The following is a 15,204-nucleotide window of genomic DNA, read 5'->3' on the forward strand; positions in this document are numbered from 1 at the left end:
GGCGCGGCCGACCGCTCGGGTGAAGTCGCGCGATGTCACGGAGCAAGGCCCGGGGAGGTGACCTCCTCGACTTCCGCGCGGCAGGAGCCCGCGCACCGTTCCTGCGTCAACTGGCCGCATCCGCGGCGCGAAAGACGCGGTCGAGGTGGTCGTCCAGGACCGCGATGGCGGACTCGGGGCTGCGCTGTCCGACGAGGATGCTGGTGCCGAGCCCTGCGGACATCGCGAGCAGCCCGGCCGCCGTCAACCGCGCGTCCACACCGGGCTGCAGCAGATCCGCGCCCTGCGCCTGCCGGAGGATGTCGGTCAGAGCGGCTTCGGCGGCATCGGGGTCCTTGATGAAGGGCTGGGCCGCGAGTGTCCGGTCGGTCACGGCCAGAACGGCGTACGAGGTGTAGAGGTGGTGGAAGACACGGCTCTCCTCGTCGGTCGGCAAGGCCGTCATCAGCAGCGCCTCGACCAACGCGCGCGGCCCCGGCCCGTCCCCGGCGGCCCGGATGCGGGCGGTGAGCCGCTCCCCGAACTTCTCGGTCAGATGCTCCAGTCCGAAGAGCAGCAGCTTCTCCTTGGTCTCGAAGTAGTACTGCACCAGCCGCAGTGACACGCCTGCCTCGGCTGCCACATCGCGCATTCCTACGGCATGCAGCCCGCGGCGCGCGGCGACCCGGACGAGCGCCTCCGCGATCTCGGTGCGCCGTTCGGCATGGTCCACACGCTTGGGCATCGGCTGGTTCTCCGCTCGTCGTACGCCGCGCCCCGCCGGGCCGGGCACTTTTGATGATACGGCCGTATCAGCATCATGGTACGGTCGTATCACGAAAATCGAGACCTCCGGAGGTGGCCGTGTCCGAGACCACTGCCCGCGCCCAGGCCGACGTCGGCCGCTACGTGAGCGACGCCTGGCGCGACCGCTACTTCGCCGCCTGTGACGCCGTCTTCGCGCTCGGAGCGCCCGCCGTCGCCGAACAGGACGTGGAGACCTCGTTCGGCACCACCCACGTGTACCGCTACGAGCCCGACGACCCCGCGGCCCGGTCCCGCACCCCGGTCGTCCTCGTGCACGGAGCGGGGTCCTGCTCCGCCATGTGGTACCCGAACACCCCCGCCCTCAGCGCCGAACGCCCCGTCTACGCCCTCGACACCCCCGGCGATCCCGGCCGCAGCGTCCAGCGCGAGCCGATCCACCAGCCCGAACGGGCCGCGCAGTGGCTGGACGAGACGCTCGACGGGCTGGGACTCGACCGCGTCCACCTCGTCGGCACCTCCTACGGAGGCTGGCTCGCCCTCAACCAGGCCCACCGCGCTCCCGAACGCCTGGCCTCGGTCACCTTGCTCGACCCGGGCGGCCTGGAGAAGGTGGGGCTGCGCTTCTTCGTCTGGATCTTCGCCGGCTTCTTCGCGACCTTCGCGCCCAAAGCGCTGCGGCCACGGCTGGCGGCCTGGTTGGATCAACCGGTCCTGGTCATGCCCGAGTTGCGCACGATGATCAGGACCGGCGTCCGCGCCTACCGCATCCGTCGCCCGGCACCGCTTCCCCTGTCCGAGGCGGAACTGACCACCATCCGTACGCCTCTCTACCTGGTGCTCGGCAAGCGCAGCCTCCTGCTGCATCCCGAGCGGCAGAGGGAGCGCGTTCCGCGCCTGATACCGGGCGCCCGTGCGGAGGTCGTCACCGGCACCGGGCACGGCCCCCAGATCGACCACGCGGAGGACGTGAACCGCAGGATGCTGGCCTTCATGGCCTCCGTCCCCACCGACTGACGACCGCCGAGCCGCGCATGCGGCCGGCCGAGGCGCTCGACGCGGACCTGCCGGTGATCACCTCAACCGCCGTACTGGTCGAGGTGATCCACCCGGAGATCGACGCCGCCGCGCCGAAGTGGACCCTGCCCCGCCCGGCCGTCGAGCCGGTGACCCAGGCCGTCGCGCAATCCGCTGCCGCCTCGCTGCGCGCGGCGGGGCTGCACGGCCACAAGTACGCCATCGACGCCATGCTGTGCACGACCGCCCTGCGGCATCCCGGCCGGCTGTTTCGCGGCGTTACGCAGATCGCGGCCGCCGTCCACGACCCGGCGATGCCCGCACGTCTTCCTCTGTCAGGTTGTGGCACCTCGGATGGCTCTGCTGTGCCACTGCGCACGGAACAGCCGAACGCCCGGCCCCTGGGTTCATTTGCCGGGTTCTGGTCCGTACCACTGGAGCGCCTGGCCTGTGACGGCGGCGATGCATTCGAAGTCCCGGTCGCGGTGGAGGAGGGTCAGTCCCTGCAACTCGGCCGTGGCCGCAACCACGAGGTCGACGGCTCCGGCACTGCGGTGCTGTCCGCGCTGGGTGAGGATGTCCTGGACCTGCCAGGCGCGGTCGTAGGCGCGGTCGTCGACCGGCACCCAGCCGAAGAGCAGACGCAGGTCCTCGATGCCTCGGGCACGGTCGGCGGCGGAACGGGCGCTGTAGAAGAACTCCAGCTCGGTGACGGGGCACGTGGCGATGAGCCCGGCCGCCGCCGCCTGGTCCCAGCCGTATTGCTCGGCATCGCCGCGCAACAGCCGGGCGAGTGCGCTGGTGTCGATCAGGAACTGAGCGGCGTTCACCGACGGTAGTTTCCCTTGTCCTCGAGGAGACCGAGATCGAAGGCGCCCTCACCCGCCGCCGCCCGCAGGCGGGTGAGGGCCAGAGCCCGCCGCCGGTTCTCCAGCACCTCGCGCAGGGCGGTGTTCACGGTCTCCTTCTTGGTGCTGGTGCCGAGGGCCTTGGCCACGTCAGCGACTAGCTGATCATCGAGGTCGATTACGGTGCGAGTCATTGATGCACCTCCATAGATATATAGAGTGTAATCAAGTATATACAAAGAGGTCGCTCCTGCTGAATGGTGGTCGCGGCCGGGTCTCGGTTCTCCCGCGTCCAGCTCCCATGAGTGGTTGCCCTTGAGCGTCACGAGACGGTTGAGTGTTAAGGCCAATGCACCCCTCGGGTCACAGGCGAGATCATCGACGTGCGCAGGATCGGCGTTCGTAGTGCCTCTGCGGGGGAGACTCTTGTCTCCCGTTCCGCGTGCCGAGTGTGAAACGGCATATGAGTACTGACAGTACTCAGTGGATGCTCCTGCGGCAGTAGCTCTAGAGTCATGCCCAACGAGCAGACGGCCGGACCACTTGGGAAGGGTGGCGGTGCGAGATGGAGAACAACCCCGGCGTGCCTGGCGGCGATCGCCTGGTCACACGTACGCAGATCGCGGCCATGGCAGAGGTGACGCGAGCGGCTGTCACCACCTGGGAGCGGCGCGCGGCGGATTTCCCCACCCCCCGGCGCACCGCCGGCCAGGACTACTTCCACGAGTCGGAGATCTTGAGCTGGCTCGACAGAAGGCGAGTGCCCTCACACCACCGGGCGCAGGGAGAGGACGAGCACAGCACCTACGGAGATCGAGCGCGGCAGCGCAGATCGTCCGGTTCCGTGGCCCAGGAGAGTCCGACGGCGTACGACGCCCGGCCCGCGCTCGGTCCACGGGAGAAACCGTCTCCGGGTGATGCCGAGACCGTCCGCACGCTCGTGGGTCTCCCGGCCGAAAGGGTCGGAGGAGCGGACATGCCCATCGGCTATGTGAACCTGCTGGCTGCCCTGTATTTCTTGCGGATGACGAGGCCCGAGGGCTGGCAACGGGTGAAGACGTACTCCACGTCCGGCGACGGTCCGCGGTCCAGCAGCGCACTGCTCAGGCTCATCGGCTCGGAGGCGGACGCGGCGTTGCGGGACGTGGGATCCCTTCCGGAGACGAGGGATGCCCTGGCTCGCCTGGAACCCAGGCGATTCGAGGACCTCGTGGAGGTTGTCCGGCTGGTGGGCTCGCTCGGTCCGCACGCCTTCCAGCTGATCATCGAGGGCTACGAGGAGAAGGCACAGCTGGGGAGCCGGGAGTTCTTCACCCCGCTACCCGTGGCGTACCTGATGGCGGGATTGGGATGGGCCGCCAGGGGGACGGCCCCGGGCAGTGTGTACGACCCCTACTTCCGCGGTGGGGAACTCCTCGGCGCAGTAGCCGACATGGCGATGCGGGCGCGACGCGGGGGGCCGGGTTTCACGGATGCGCCGCTGCCCAGGCTGCTGGGGCAGACGCCGAAGCGGCCCACCTTGCCGCTGGCGAGTATGAATCTGGCGCTGCGCGGAGTCAGACCCGCCCTCCGGCTGAAGACCGGCGGGCGGCCGTGGGAGCAGCCGTGGCTTCAGGGCTCGGTCGACCTGGTTCTCACCAACCCGCCCTTCAATATGAAGGACACCCTGAAAGAGACCACGCGCACCGGGCACTGGCCCTACGGCGCCCCTCCGCTGGGTAACGACAACCTGGCCTACCCGCAGTACGCCCTGTCCGTCCTGGCCAAGGGCGGACGCGCCGCACTTGTGATGCCGAACAAGGCGGGCAACTCGGGGAACGCGGCGGAGAGGGCGATTCGCCGTGAGCTGGTGGAACAAGGCGTGGTGGAGTGCGTTGTCGCGCTGCCCGACAGACTCTTCTCGGGCACGTCGGTGCCGGTGTGCGTGTGGCTGCTGCGGCACCCCGCCGATGCCGGAGATCACGTCCTGTTCCTGGACGCACGCGACTTGGGCACCGTGCAGAGCGGCGGTCGGCGTGTGCTCGCGTACGACGACGTCAGCTCCGTCATCGACTCCTACCTGGTTCTTCGTCCGGGAGACGACCCCGCCCGACCGCACGACCCCTCTGCGGTGACCGTGCCCGGCGCACGCGTCGACAGGGAGTCCTTGCGCCGTATCGGCTACTCGCTCAATCCGATCGATCACATCGGCGGGTCGCCGGTTCCGGACAGCGGGACGTCCGGCATTGCGGAAGCGGAAGTCTGGGCCGAGGTTTCATGGCTGGCGGAGCGCTGCAGGTACCTGGACGAGCGCACCGCCGACCTGCGGGCCGTGCTCGAGACCGACCGGGTGTGTCAGGCGCCCCGCCGCGAAGCGGTCCTCGCGGATCTGTGTGACATCCAGACCGGCCCGTCTCACGCACTGCTGGCACCGAAGGACCGAATTCCGCATGGTGAGGTGCCGGTCGTCTTTCCCAGGCACCTGCGGGACGGGGAGGTGAGTGACAGCGGCGACGAGCGCGTCGCGTCCGAACTCGCCGACCGGTTGGGGCGCTACCGGCTCGAGGCGGGCGACATCGTTTGCGTCCGCGCAGGTGCCATGGGGCCGCCGGCCCTGGTACGGAGGGACCAGGCGGGATGGCTCATGAGCTCGAACGTGATCAGGCTCCGCTGCCGAGAGGATGCCCAGGTCCTCCCCGGCTATCTGCTCGCTGTTCTGAGTCGTCCGGAGGCCATCGACTGGGTCAGGGACCGCGCGGCCGCCACCGCCGCCCCGTTCATCACCAAGGCCGTACTGGAGAGCCAGAAAGTCCTGCTGCCACCATTCGACGTGCAACAGGAGATCGTCGAGTCGCTGGTGCTCCTGCGGGAACGGTCTACCGCCCACCGAGAACTGGCTGCAGCCATCACCCGGACCCGAGCGCTGCTCGTCGAACAACTCACGGGCTCCCGTACCTCCGCCATTCCTCCTACTACGTGACCCGGCCAACCCAGCCCGCAGAGGCAGTGAAAGGAAGTCCCGGCCATGACCACCTCCGGCACCTCGCGCCCCTCCTCCTCCAGCACCTGGGCGCTCTGGCTGCTGATCATCGTTCTTTTCTCCACATTGATCGCTGCGTGTGTCGCCGCGCTGAAGTACGTGACCGGCACGGGAATCGCTGACGCGATCTTGTTCGCGGGCGCTGCGTTCGGTGCGACAGCAGGGCTCTGCTTCGCCGGGGTGGGAGCGGTCACGGCACTGCGGAACTAGATGGAGAAAAGGGCCGGCCGGTGTGTGAGCGCGTACAAAAAGAACCCCCAGGTCTGTGACTTGGGGGTTACGCATGGAGCGGGTGACGAGAATCGAACTCGCGCTCTCAGCTTGGGAAGCTGATGTTCTACCATTAAACTACACCCGCGTAAGGCGCCGACCGAGGTCGGTGCCTGGACGCTCGCTCACTCTACCCCATCGCAGGCCCCCGGTGTTCCAGCCGTGGGGCCTGCGGGCGTTCGGGTGGGGGTGAAGCGGCTGCGGGGGGCCGGAGTTGGGGCGTACCGTGGAGGGGGTCGGAGAGGGTCCGGGAGGGGCCGGAGTGCCGCCTGGAGAGTCGTCCCTTTGATCCCGTACTGTGGCTTTTGTCGTCAGGGTAGTAGCAAGCCAGACGCGGCTCTTGGGGAAGGGACTTGAAGGACTTGATGGAGCGCACCGTCGTCCGCTGTGCCGATGGGCACGTGTTCACCGCCGCCTCGTTCCCGATGCAGCAGGCCGAGCGACTCGGCCCCGGCCGGCTCGTCCGATGTCCGCGGTGTGCGCGGCTGAGGAGTGCCGTGCCCGTGGGTTCGGTGAAGCGGTAGCGGAGCAGCGGTAGCACAGACGCAGAGCGGTTCCGGGCGCGCGGCGCGGCGGCGGTTGTCGCTGCTCCGCGCGCCTTGCGTATCCTCGGTGCGTGCTTCTCTCAGACAAGGACATCCGGGCCGAGATCGACTCCGGGCGGGTCCGCATCGATCCCTTCGACGACTCCATGGTGCAGCCGTCGAGTATCGACGTGCGCCTCGACCGCTACTTCCGGGTGTTCGAGAATCACCGGTACCCGCACATCGACCCCTCCGTCGAGCAGGCGGATCTGACCCGCCTCGTGGAGCCGGAGGGGGACGAGCCGTTCATCCTGCACCCCGGCGAGTTCGTGCTGGCCAGCACGTACGAGGTCGTCACGTTGCCCGACGACCTGGCCTCGCGGCTGGAGGGCAAGAGCTCGCTCGGGCGGCTCGGGCTGGTCACGCACTCCACCGCCGGGTTCATCGACCCGGGCTTCTCCGGACACGTGACGCTCGAGCTCAGCAACCTCGCGACGCTGCCCATCAAGCTGTGGCCGGGGATGAAGATCGGGCAGCTGTGCATGTTCCGGCTCACCTCGCCGGCCGAGCACCCCTACGGGAGCGAGCGGTACGGGTCCCGTTACCAGGGACAGCGGGGGCCGACCGCCTCCCGGTCCTTCCTCAACTTCCATCGGACCCAGGTATGAGCAGGACGCGCGCATGAGTGATGTTCGGGAGAATCTGACCTACGAGCAGTTCGGGGTCGCCGTGCGCGAGCTCGCGCAGGCCGTCGCCGACGACGGGTACGAGCCCGACATAGTGCTCTCCATCGCGCGGGGCGGCGTCTTCGTGGCGGGCGGGCTCGCCTACGCCCTCGACTGCAAGAACATCCACCTCGTGAACGTCGAGTTCTACACCGGCGTCGGGACCACGCTCGAGATGCCGGTCATGCTCGCGCCCGTGCCCAACGTCATCGACTTCTCCGAGAAGAAGGTCCTCATCACCGACGACGTCGCCGACACCGGCAAGACGCTCAAGCTGGTGCGGGACTTCTGCCTCGACACGGTCGCCGAGGTCCGCAGCGCCGTGATCTATGAGAAGTCCCACTCGCTCGTCCAGTGCGAGTACGTGTGGAAGCGGACCGATCAGTGGATCAACTTCCCGTGGTCCGTGCAGGAGCCCGTCGTGCGGCGGGCCGGGCAGGTGCTCGACGCCTGAGCGACGGGACGGACGTGGTGTGTGAAAGGGCCCCCGGCGCGACGCCGGGGGCCCTTCACATGCCGTGTCACGCCGTCAGAACGTGCCCAGCTTCACGATCGACAGCAGCGCGATCAGCTGGATCGCGGACGCGCCGAGCGCCTTCGGCCAGGGCAGGTCGTGGGAGCGGCCGACCATCAGGGTGAGCAGGACGCCGCCCGCGACCCAGGTGGCCCAGCCGAGGACCTGGACGAAGGACGCGTCGCCGCCGAGGAACATCGCGAAGACCAGGCGCGGGGCGTCGGTGAGCGACATGATCAGCATGGAGAGGCCGACCGTGGGCTGCCACGCTCCGTCGCCGCCGAGCTGGCGGGCCAGGGTGTGGGTGACCACGCCCAGCACGAAGGCGCTCAGCACCATCGCGACGGCCGTCGTCAGGACGATCGGGATCGCGTTCGAGAGGGTGGCGTTGATCGCCTCCTCGCGGGCGTTGTCGAACCCGAAGACCGCCAGCAGGCCGTAGAGGAACGTCACGATGAGCGCCGGCGCCCACATGGCGTAGTCCCGCATCTGGAGGAAGGTCTGGTTGGGCGCCAGTACGACGCCCTTCAGCAGGGCCTTCCAGTGCAGGCGCGGGCCGACGGGGCCGGGCGGCGGGGTGGAGCCGGCCCGGTAGGTCTCGCCCTGGTTGTACGGGTCGTCGCCGACCGTGAACGCCTGGGTGTGGCCCGGGTTGTTGGCCGCGTAGGGGTCGTACGGGGCGTGGCCCCCCTGCGGGCCGCCCTGGCCGTAGCCGCCGTCACCGAAGTACTCCGGCTCGCCGTGACCGCCGCCGTGACCGCCGCCGCCGTGGTGCGGCTGTGGCCACGGTGAGCCGCCGTTGCCGGGGCCGGGGGCGCCACCTCCGTACGGCTGTTGCGGGTACGGCGGCTGAGGCGTCGCGGGACCGCCGTACGACGGTCCCTGGGGCGCCTGCTGTCCGTACGGAGGGTGTTGCGGTCGCGCGTTGGGAGCGCCGTTGTTCCGGCCGCGTCCGATCCTGAATCCAGCCACGCCTTCGAACGTACCTGGTCCCGGAGAGTGACGTGCGGGGCCCGGCCGTTCGGGGGGTCCTTTGCGGCCGACCTGTGACATCCCTTACGGGGGTCGACCGGGGCGCCCCTAGGGGCCGTACGGCGGTCGTACTCGGTCCCCCAGGTCGGCGACGCTCTTGTTCGTCCTTCACCGGCAAAGGCGGCGGCCCCTGACCCGCTCGGGAGTCAGGGGCCGCCGTCGGTCGGGCTGCCGGGTGGGGCCGGTCACTTCACCGGCTCGGGCTCCGGGGCGTTCTCCGTCTCCGGTTCACCGGCCGGGTCGGCCGGGGTCTTCACGGAGTCCAGCAGGAGCTGGGCGACGTCGACGACCTGGATGGACTCCTTGGCCTTGCCGTCGTTCTTCTTGCCGTTGACCGAGTCGGTGAGCATGACGAGGCAGAAGGGGCAGGCGGTGGAGACGATGTCGGGGTTGACCGACAGGGCCTCGTCGACGCGCTCGTTGTTGATGCGCTTGCCGATCCGCTCCTCCATCCACATGCGGGCGCCGCCGGCGCCGCAGCAGAAGCCGCGTTCCTTGTGGCGGTGCATCTCCTCGTTGCGGACGCCGGGGACGGCGGCGATGATCTCGCGCGGGGGCGTGTAGATCTTGTTGTGCCGGCCCAGGTAGCAGGGGTCGTGGTAGGTGATGATGCCCTCGACCGGGGTGACCGGGGTGAGCTTGCCCTCGTCCACGAGGTGCTGGAGCAGCTGGGTGTGGTGGATGACCTCGTAGTCGCCCCCGAGCTGCGGGTACTCGTTGCCGAGGGTGTTGAGGCAGTGCGGGCAGGTGGCGACGATCTTCTTCGCCGACTTCGGCTTCCTCGACTCCTCGGTGACCTTGCCGTCGTCGTCCATCTCCTCGCCGAAGGCGGCGTTGAGGGACATGACGTTCTCCATGCCGAGCTCCTGGAAGAGGGGCTCGTTGCCGAGGCGGCGGGCGGAGTCACCGGTGCACTTCTCGTCGCCGCCCATGATGGCGAACTTGACGCCCGCCATGTGCAGGAGCTCGGCGAAGGCCTTGGTGGTCTTCTTGGCGCGGTCCTCCAGGGCGCCGGCGCAGCCGACCCAGTACAGGTACTCGACCTCGGTGAGGTCCTCGATGTCCTTGCCGACGACCGGGACCTCGAAGTCGACCTCCTTGAGCCACTCCAGGCGCTGCTTCTTCGCCAGGCCCCAGGGGTTGCCCTTCTTCTCCAGGTTCTTGAGCATCGTGCCCGCCTCGGACGGGAACGCCGACTCGATCATGACCTGGTAGCGGCGCATGTCCACGATGTGGTCGACGTGCTCGATGTCGACCGGGCACTGCTCGACGCAGGCGCCGCAGGTGGTGCAGGACCACAGGACGTCCGGGTCGATGACGCCGTTCTCCTCCGCGGTGCCGATCAGCGGCCGCTCGGCCTCGGCGAGGGCCGCGGCGGGCACGCCCTTGAGCTGCTCCTCGGAGGCCTTCTCCTCGCCCTCCATGGTCTTGCCGCCGCCGGCCAGCAGGTAGGGGGCCTTGGCGTGCGCGTGGTCGCGCAGGGACATGATCAGCAGCTTGGGGGAGAGCGGCTTGCCGGTGTTCCACGCGGGGCACTGCGACTGGCAGCGCCCGCACTCGGTGCAGGTGGAGAAGTCCAGCAGGCCCTTCCAGGAGAAGTGCTCGACCTGCGAGACACCGAAGACGTCGTCCTCGCCGGGGTCGGTGAAGTCGATCGGCTTGCCGCCCGACGTCATCGGCAGCAGCGCGCCGAGCGAGGTCTCGCCGTCGGCGTTGCGCTTGAACCAGATGTTCGGGAACGCCAGGAACCGGTGCCAGGCCACGCCCATGTCGGTCTTCAGGGCGACCGTGATCATCCAGATGAAGGAGGTGGCGATCTTCAGGCCGGCGAAGAAGTAGACCAGGTTCTGCAGCGTCGACAGGTCCAGGCCCTGGAGGGCGGAGACGACCGGGTACGAGATGAAGAACGACGCCTCGTAGCCGTCCACGTGGTGCAGGGCGCCCTCGAGGGCGTGCAGCATGAAGATGCAGACGCCGACGATGAGGATGACGGCCTCGACGAAGTACGCCTGGCCGAAGTTGGAACCGGTGAAGCGGGACTTGCGGCCCGGCTCGCGCGGGTGGCTGAGCTGTCGGATGACGATCAGCGCCAGGATGCCGAGCACCGTCATCGTGCCGATGAACTCGACGAAGGCGTTGTACGGCGCCCAGTCACCGATGACCGGCAGGATCCAGTCGGCCTGGAACAGCTGCCCGATCGCGTTGACGATCGTCAGCAGCAGGGAGAAGAAGCCCACCGCCACGAACCAGTGCGCCACCCCGATGACGCCCCAGCGGTTCATCCGGGTGTGCCCGAGGAACTCCCGGGCCACGGTGAGGGTGCGCTTCACGGGTTCGTCGGTCCGCGTCCCGGCCGGCACGGACTGGCCCAGCCGCATGGAGTTGTAGATCTGCAGGACGGCGCGGCCGAACAGTGCCACGCCGACCACGATCAGGACCAGCGACACAATGATCGCGGCGAGTTGCATTTGGGGGCTCCTCGGGCCTGCGAGGTTGCGAAGGGGCGGTATTGCGCTCAGCACCGCTCGGTATCGGTATTACTAAGCGGTAACTTAATCAGTCTGTCTGAGACTACCCCCATCCTCCGCCGCACTGTAGTCGGACGTGCGGTGATCTGCGTCGCTGAGGCAACCCTGACCGGCGGGGCGGCGTCGGGGCCGGACGGCTGGTCGGTCGGCCGGGCGGGCGCCACGCCGGGCCGGGGTGCCGTTCGTAGCAAATAGTGATATTCGGCATAGTTTATGCCCCGTGCTCTACGGGATCGTCGCCGCCACCTCCTCCTTTCTCCTCGCCGCCCTGCTCACCGGGCTGCTGAGGGCCCCCGCCCTGCGCCTCGCCCTCGTCGACCGGCGCCGCAGGCGGCCCGTCCCCCTGCTCGGCGGGGCGGCCGTCGTCCTCGTGACCGGGCTGGCCGGGTGGGCCGGGAACTGGACCGGCGTCGTGCCGCTCGGTCCGGCGGTCGGCCGGCTGCTGGTGGCGGCCACCGCCGTCGGCGCGCTCGGCCTCGCCGCCGACGTGTGGCGGCTGCGGCGGCGGTGGGTGGTCGCCGGTACGGCCCTCGCGGCGGCGTGCGTGGTGCCGTACGGCGTGACCGGGCCGGTGGCCGGAGGGCTCGCCGTGGTCTGGGTCGCGCTGGTCGCCGTCGCCTTCCAGGGGCTCGACCACGCGGACGGGGTGGCCGGCACGGTGGGGGTCGTGACGGCCTTCGGGGTGGCCGCCTGCGCCGCCGCCGAGGTGATGGACTCCCTCGCGGTGCTGCTGAGCGCGCTGGCCGCCGCGCTGACCGGGTTCCTCCTGCACAACTGGCATCCCGCGCGGATCGCGCTCGGCGCCTGCGGTGCGCTCTTCACGGGCTTCCTGCTGGCCGCAGCGGCCGTCTTCACCCGGGCGGGGCACGATCCGGGGACCGGGGCGGGGGTGTTGTTCGCGCTGACCGCGGTGGCGGGCGCCGACGCCGTCCTCGTGCTCCTCTCCCGCCGGGTGGCCGGGCGGCCCCTGCTGCGGGGCGGGCCCGACCACCTCGCCCACCGGTTGCGGCGGCTCGGGCTGACCCCGCAGGGCGCGGTGGTCCTGCTCGGCGCGGCCTCGTTCTGCGGGGTGCTCGTCGGGGTGCTCGTGCACGCCGGCTGGGCCGGCCGGGTGGCGGTGCTGTGGGTGGCGGGCGGGGCGGTCGTCGTGGTGGCGGCGTTGTCGCGGGTGCGCGTGTACGGGGCGGCGGGGCGGCCACGGGCCGTTTCCCGGGAGTCGTCAGGGGCAACCGGGGGGCCGGTCACCGCGTCCTCCGGAGGGACGATTTTTCCGGTTCGCCAGGCTCGGCGTATGGAGGAAGTGCAGGTCAGTGCGCCATTGCGTGTAAGGAACGGATAAGAGTTGAGTCTGCCCGACTCACCTCTGTTGACCCGGCCGACGGCGTCGTGCACACTTGAGCCTGTTCCACTCAAGTCAGCTGGAGGTTATTCACCATGGCACGTGCGGTCGGCATCGACCTGGGCACGACTAACTCCGTCGTCAGCGTTCTGGAGGGCGGCGAGCCCACCGTCATCACCAACGCCGAGGGCGCCAGGACCACGCCGTCCGTCGTCGCCTTCGCCAAGAACGGTGAGGTGCTGGTCGGCGAGGTGGCCAAGCGCCAGGCGGTCACGAACGTCGACAGGACCATCCGGTCGGTCAAGCGCCACATGGGCACCGACTGGAAGATCAACCTGGACGGCAAGGACTTCAACCCGCAGCAGATCAGCGCCTTCGTGCTGCAGAAGCTGAAGCGGGACGCCGAGTCCTACCTGGGCGAGAAGGTGACCGACGCGGTCATCACCGTCCCCGCGTACTTCAACGACGCCGAGCGCCAGGCCACCAAGGAGGCCGGTGAGATCGCGGGCCTCAACGTCCTGCGCATCGTCAACGAGCCGACGGCCGCCGCCCTGGCGTACGGCCTCGACAAGGACGAGCAGATCATCCTCGTCTTCGACCTCGGTGGCGGTACCTTCGACGTCTCGCTGCTGGAGATCGGCGACGGCGTCGTCGAGGTGAAGGCCACCAACGGTGACAACCACCTCGGTGGTGACGACTGGGACCAGCGCGTCGTCGACTACCTGGTCAAGCAGTTCCAGTCCGGTCACGGCGTGGACCTGTCCAAGGACAAGATGGCGCTCCAGCGCCTGCGTGAGGCCGCCGAGAAGGCGAAGATCGAGCTGTCCTCGTCCACCGAGACCTCGATCAACCTGCCCTACATCACGGCTTCCGCCGAGGGCCCGCTGCACCTGGACGAGAAGCTCACGCGCGCCCAGTTCCAGCAGCTGACCGCCGACCTGCTGGAGCGTTGCAAGACGCCGTTCCACAACGTCATCAAGGACGCCGGTATCCAGCTGTCCGAGATCGACCACGTCGTTCTCGTCGGCGGTTCGACCCGGATGCCCGCCGTCGCCGAGCTCGTCAAGGAGCTGACCGGCGGCAAGGACGCCAACAAGGGCGTCAACCCGGACGAGGTCGTCGCCATCGGCGCCGCCCTGCAGGCCGGTGTCCTCAAGGGCGAGGTCAAGGACGTCCTGCTCCTCGACGTCACCCCGCTGTCCCTCGGTATCGAGACCAAGGGCGGCATCATGACCAAGCTGATCGAGCGGAACACGACGATCCCGACGAAGCGTTCGGAGATCTTCACCACCGCCGAGGACAACCAGCCCTCCGTGCAGATCCAGGTCTACCAGGGCGAGCGCGAGATCGCGGCGTACAACAAGAAGCTCGGCATGTTCGAGCTGACCGGTCTGCCGCCGGCGCCCCGCGGCGTCCCGCAGATCGAGGTCGCCTTCGACATCGACGCCAACGGCATCATGCACGTCACGGCGAAGGACCTCGGCACCGGCAAGGAGCAGAAGATGACCGTCACCGGCGGCTCCTCGCTGCCGAAGGACGAGGTCGACCGGATGCGCCAGGAGGCCGAGAAGTACGCGGAGGAGGACCACGCCCGCCGCGAGGCCGCCGAGTCCCGCAACCAGGGCGAGCAGCTCGTCTACCAGACGGAGAAGTTCCTCAAGGACAACGAGGACAAGGTCCCGGGCGAGGTGAAGACCGAGGTCGAGTCCGCCGTCGCCGAGCTGAAGGAGAAGCTCAAGGGCGAGGACACCGCCGAGATCCGCACCGCCACCGAGAAGGTCGCCGCCGTCTCGCAGAAGCTGGGCCAGGCCATGTACGCCGACGCCCAGGGCGCGCAGGCCGCCGGCGGCGAGGCCCCGGGCGCGGGTGCCCAGGCCGGTGACAAGGCCGACGACGACGTCGTCGACGCCGAGATCGTGGACGACGAGCGCAAGGACGGTGCCGCGTGACGGAGGAGACCCCGGGTTTCGACGAGAAGCCCGACGTCCCCTCCGGCGCCACCCCCGAAGACGCCGAGCCGCAGGCCGCCTCCGAAGAGGGGGCGGCCCCGGCCGGGGACGCGAGCGAGAACGCGGGCCTGGTGGCCCAGCTGGACCAGGCGCGCACGGCGCTCAACGAGCGCACGGCCGACCTCCAGCGCCTCCAGGCCGAGTACCAGAACTACCGCCGCCGGGTGGAGCGGGACCGCGTCGCGGTCAAGGAGGTCGCCGTCGCGAACCTCCTGTCCGAGCTGCTTCCCGTACTCGACGACGTCGGCCGCGCCCGTGAACACGGCGAGCTGGTCGGCGGTTTCAAGTCCGTCGCGGAGTCGCTGGAGACCACGGTCGCCAAGCTGGGCCTCCAGCAGTTCGGCAAGGAGGGCGAGCCCTTCGACCCGACGATCCACGAGGCCCTGATGCACTCCTACGCACCGGACGTCACGGAGACGACGTGCGTGGCGATCCTGCAGCCCGGGTACCGGATCGGCGAGCGCACCATCCGCCCCGCGCGGGTGGCGGTCGCCGAGCCGCAGCCGGGTGCGCAGACGGTCAAGCCGGCCGAGGAGGGCGCCGAGGCCAAGGACGGCTCCGACTCCGCGGACAACGCGGGGAACGGCGGCACCAAGGAGAGCGGTGGCCCGGACGAGGGCTGAGCTCGACATGAC

13 protein-coding genes, 1 tRNA gene and 1 pseudogene are annotated in these 15,204 nt (G+C 69.3%); 9 read left to right on the top strand and 6 right to left on the bottom strand.

Annotation, left to right across the window (positions count from 1 at the left end; genetic code table 11):
• Positions 1 to 106: 106 nt before the first annotated feature.
• The gene (locus ACLIN4_RS18315) at positions 107 to 724 is read right to left on the bottom strand and encodes a TetR/AcrR family transcriptional regulator (RefSeq protein WP_411576019.1); all 618 of its coding nucleotides are present in this window, start codon (positions 722 to 724) and stop codon (positions 107 to 109) included.
• A gap of 119 nt (positions 725 to 843) precedes the next feature.
• Here ACLIN4_RS18315 and ACLIN4_RS18320 point away from each other — a divergent pair, with 119 nt between their 5' ends.
• Together ACLIN4_RS18320 and ACLIN4_RS18325 are read left to right on the top strand one after the other, a co-directional pair.
• Entirely contained in the window at positions 844 to 1,761 is a 918-nt protein-coding gene (locus ACLIN4_RS18320; protein ID WP_381911006.1) for an alpha/beta fold hydrolase, read from the top strand.
• 32 nt (positions 1,762 to 1,793) lie between these two features.
• Positions 1,794 to 2,030, top strand: a pseudogene (locus ACLIN4_RS18325) (DNA-binding protein); the annotation flags it as partial.
• A gap of 138 nt (positions 2,031 to 2,168) precedes the next feature.
• Here ACLIN4_RS18325 and ACLIN4_RS18330 read toward each other — a convergent pair.
• Positions 2,169 to 2,591: a PIN domain nuclease gene (locus ACLIN4_RS18330; protein WP_107478538.1), complete on the bottom strand. Its 423-nt coding sequence runs from the start codon at positions 2,589 to 2,591 to the stop codon at positions 2,169 to 2,171.
• Positions 2,588 to 2,803 carry a type II toxin-antitoxin system VapB family antitoxin gene (locus ACLIN4_RS18335; RefSeq protein ID WP_411576020.1) on the bottom strand — a complete coding sequence of 72 codons (216 nt, stop codon included), beginning with the start codon at positions 2,801 to 2,803 and terminating at the stop codon, positions 2,588 to 2,590. The genes ACLIN4_RS18330 and ACLIN4_RS18335 overlap by 4 nt, the downstream gene beginning before the upstream one ends.
• 371 nt (positions 2,804 to 3,174) lie before the next feature.
• Between ACLIN4_RS18335 and ACLIN4_RS18340 the strand changes: the two genes are divergently transcribed.
• Both ACLIN4_RS18340 and ACLIN4_RS18345 read left to right on the top strand, forming a co-directional pair.
• Complete coding sequence (locus ACLIN4_RS18340) at positions 3,175 to 5,568, top strand: type I restriction-modification system subunit M/S (protein ID WP_289908607.1); 2,394 nt, start codon at positions 3,175 to 3,177, stop codon at positions 5,566 to 5,568.
• Between the two features lie 45 nt (positions 5,569 to 5,613).
• Positions 5,614 to 5,838, top strand: coding sequence for a hypothetical protein (locus tag ACLIN4_RS18345; RefSeq protein ID WP_309032766.1), 225 nt, complete (start codon positions 5,614 to 5,616; stop codon positions 5,836 to 5,838).
• A 74-nt stretch (positions 5,839 to 5,912) separates the two neighbouring features.
• Here the strand turns inward: ACLIN4_RS18345 and ACLIN4_RS18350 are convergent.
• Positions 5,913 to 5,986 (bottom strand) — tRNA-Gly (locus ACLIN4_RS18350).
• 528 nt (positions 5,987 to 6,514) lie between these two features.
• Between ACLIN4_RS18350 and dcd the strand changes: the two genes are divergently transcribed.
• On the top strand, positions 6,515 to 7,090 hold the full coding sequence (gene dcd, locus ACLIN4_RS18355) for a dCTP deaminase (RefSeq protein WP_019324877.1): 576 nt from the start codon (positions 6,515 to 6,517) through the stop codon (positions 7,088 to 7,090).
• A 13-nt stretch (positions 7,091 to 7,103) separates the two neighbouring features.
• A complete protein-coding gene (locus ACLIN4_RS18360) occupies positions 7,104 to 7,601 on the top strand; it encodes a phosphoribosyltransferase (RefSeq protein WP_043371585.1) in 498 nt (165 codons plus the stop codon).
• Between the two features lie 75 nt (positions 7,602 to 7,676).
• Here ACLIN4_RS18360 and ACLIN4_RS18365 read toward each other — a convergent pair whose 3' ends face one another.
• Both ACLIN4_RS18365 and ACLIN4_RS18370 read right to left on the bottom strand, forming a co-directional pair.
• Positions 7,677 to 8,714, bottom strand: a complete 1,038-nt coding sequence (locus ACLIN4_RS18365) for a Yip1 family protein (protein ID WP_289908609.1) — start codon at positions 8,712 to 8,714, stop codon at positions 7,677 to 7,679.
• 164 nt (positions 8,715 to 8,878) lie between these two features.
• Complete coding sequence (locus ACLIN4_RS18370) at positions 8,879 to 11,161, bottom strand: (Fe-S)-binding protein (RefSeq protein WP_289908610.1); 2,283 nt, start codon at positions 11,159 to 11,161, stop codon at positions 8,879 to 8,881.
• 280 nt (positions 11,162 to 11,441) lie between these two features.
• Between ACLIN4_RS18370 and ACLIN4_RS18375 the strand changes: the two genes are divergently transcribed.
• The 3 genes from ACLIN4_RS18375 to grpE all read left to right on the top strand — a co-directional run bounded on the left by ACLIN4_RS18375 (position 11,442) and on the right by grpE (position 15,192).
• Positions 11,442 to 12,560, top strand: a complete 1,119-nt coding sequence (locus ACLIN4_RS18375; protein WP_411576021.1) for an MraY family glycosyltransferase — start codon at positions 11,442 to 11,444, stop codon at positions 12,558 to 12,560.
• Positions 12,561 to 12,655: 95 nt separating this feature from the next.
• Positions 12,656 to 14,509, top strand: coding sequence for a molecular chaperone DnaK (gene dnaK / locus ACLIN4_RS18380; RefSeq protein WP_043371594.1), 1,854 nt, complete (start codon positions 12,656 to 12,658; stop codon positions 14,507 to 14,509).
• On the top strand, positions 14,506 to 15,192 hold the full coding sequence (gene grpE / locus ACLIN4_RS18385; protein WP_107478443.1) for a nucleotide exchange factor GrpE: 687 nt from the start codon (positions 14,506 to 14,508) through the stop codon (positions 15,190 to 15,192). Before dnaK ends, grpE begins: the two co-directional genes overlap by 4 nt.
• The last annotated feature ends 12 nt before the right edge of the window (positions 15,193 to 15,204 follow it).

The organism is Streptomyces mutabilis (assembly GCF_046628145.1).
In the GTDB taxonomy this organism is placed as follows: Bacteria; Actinomycetota; Actinomycetes; order Streptomycetales; family Streptomycetaceae; genus Streptomyces; species Streptomyces mutabilis.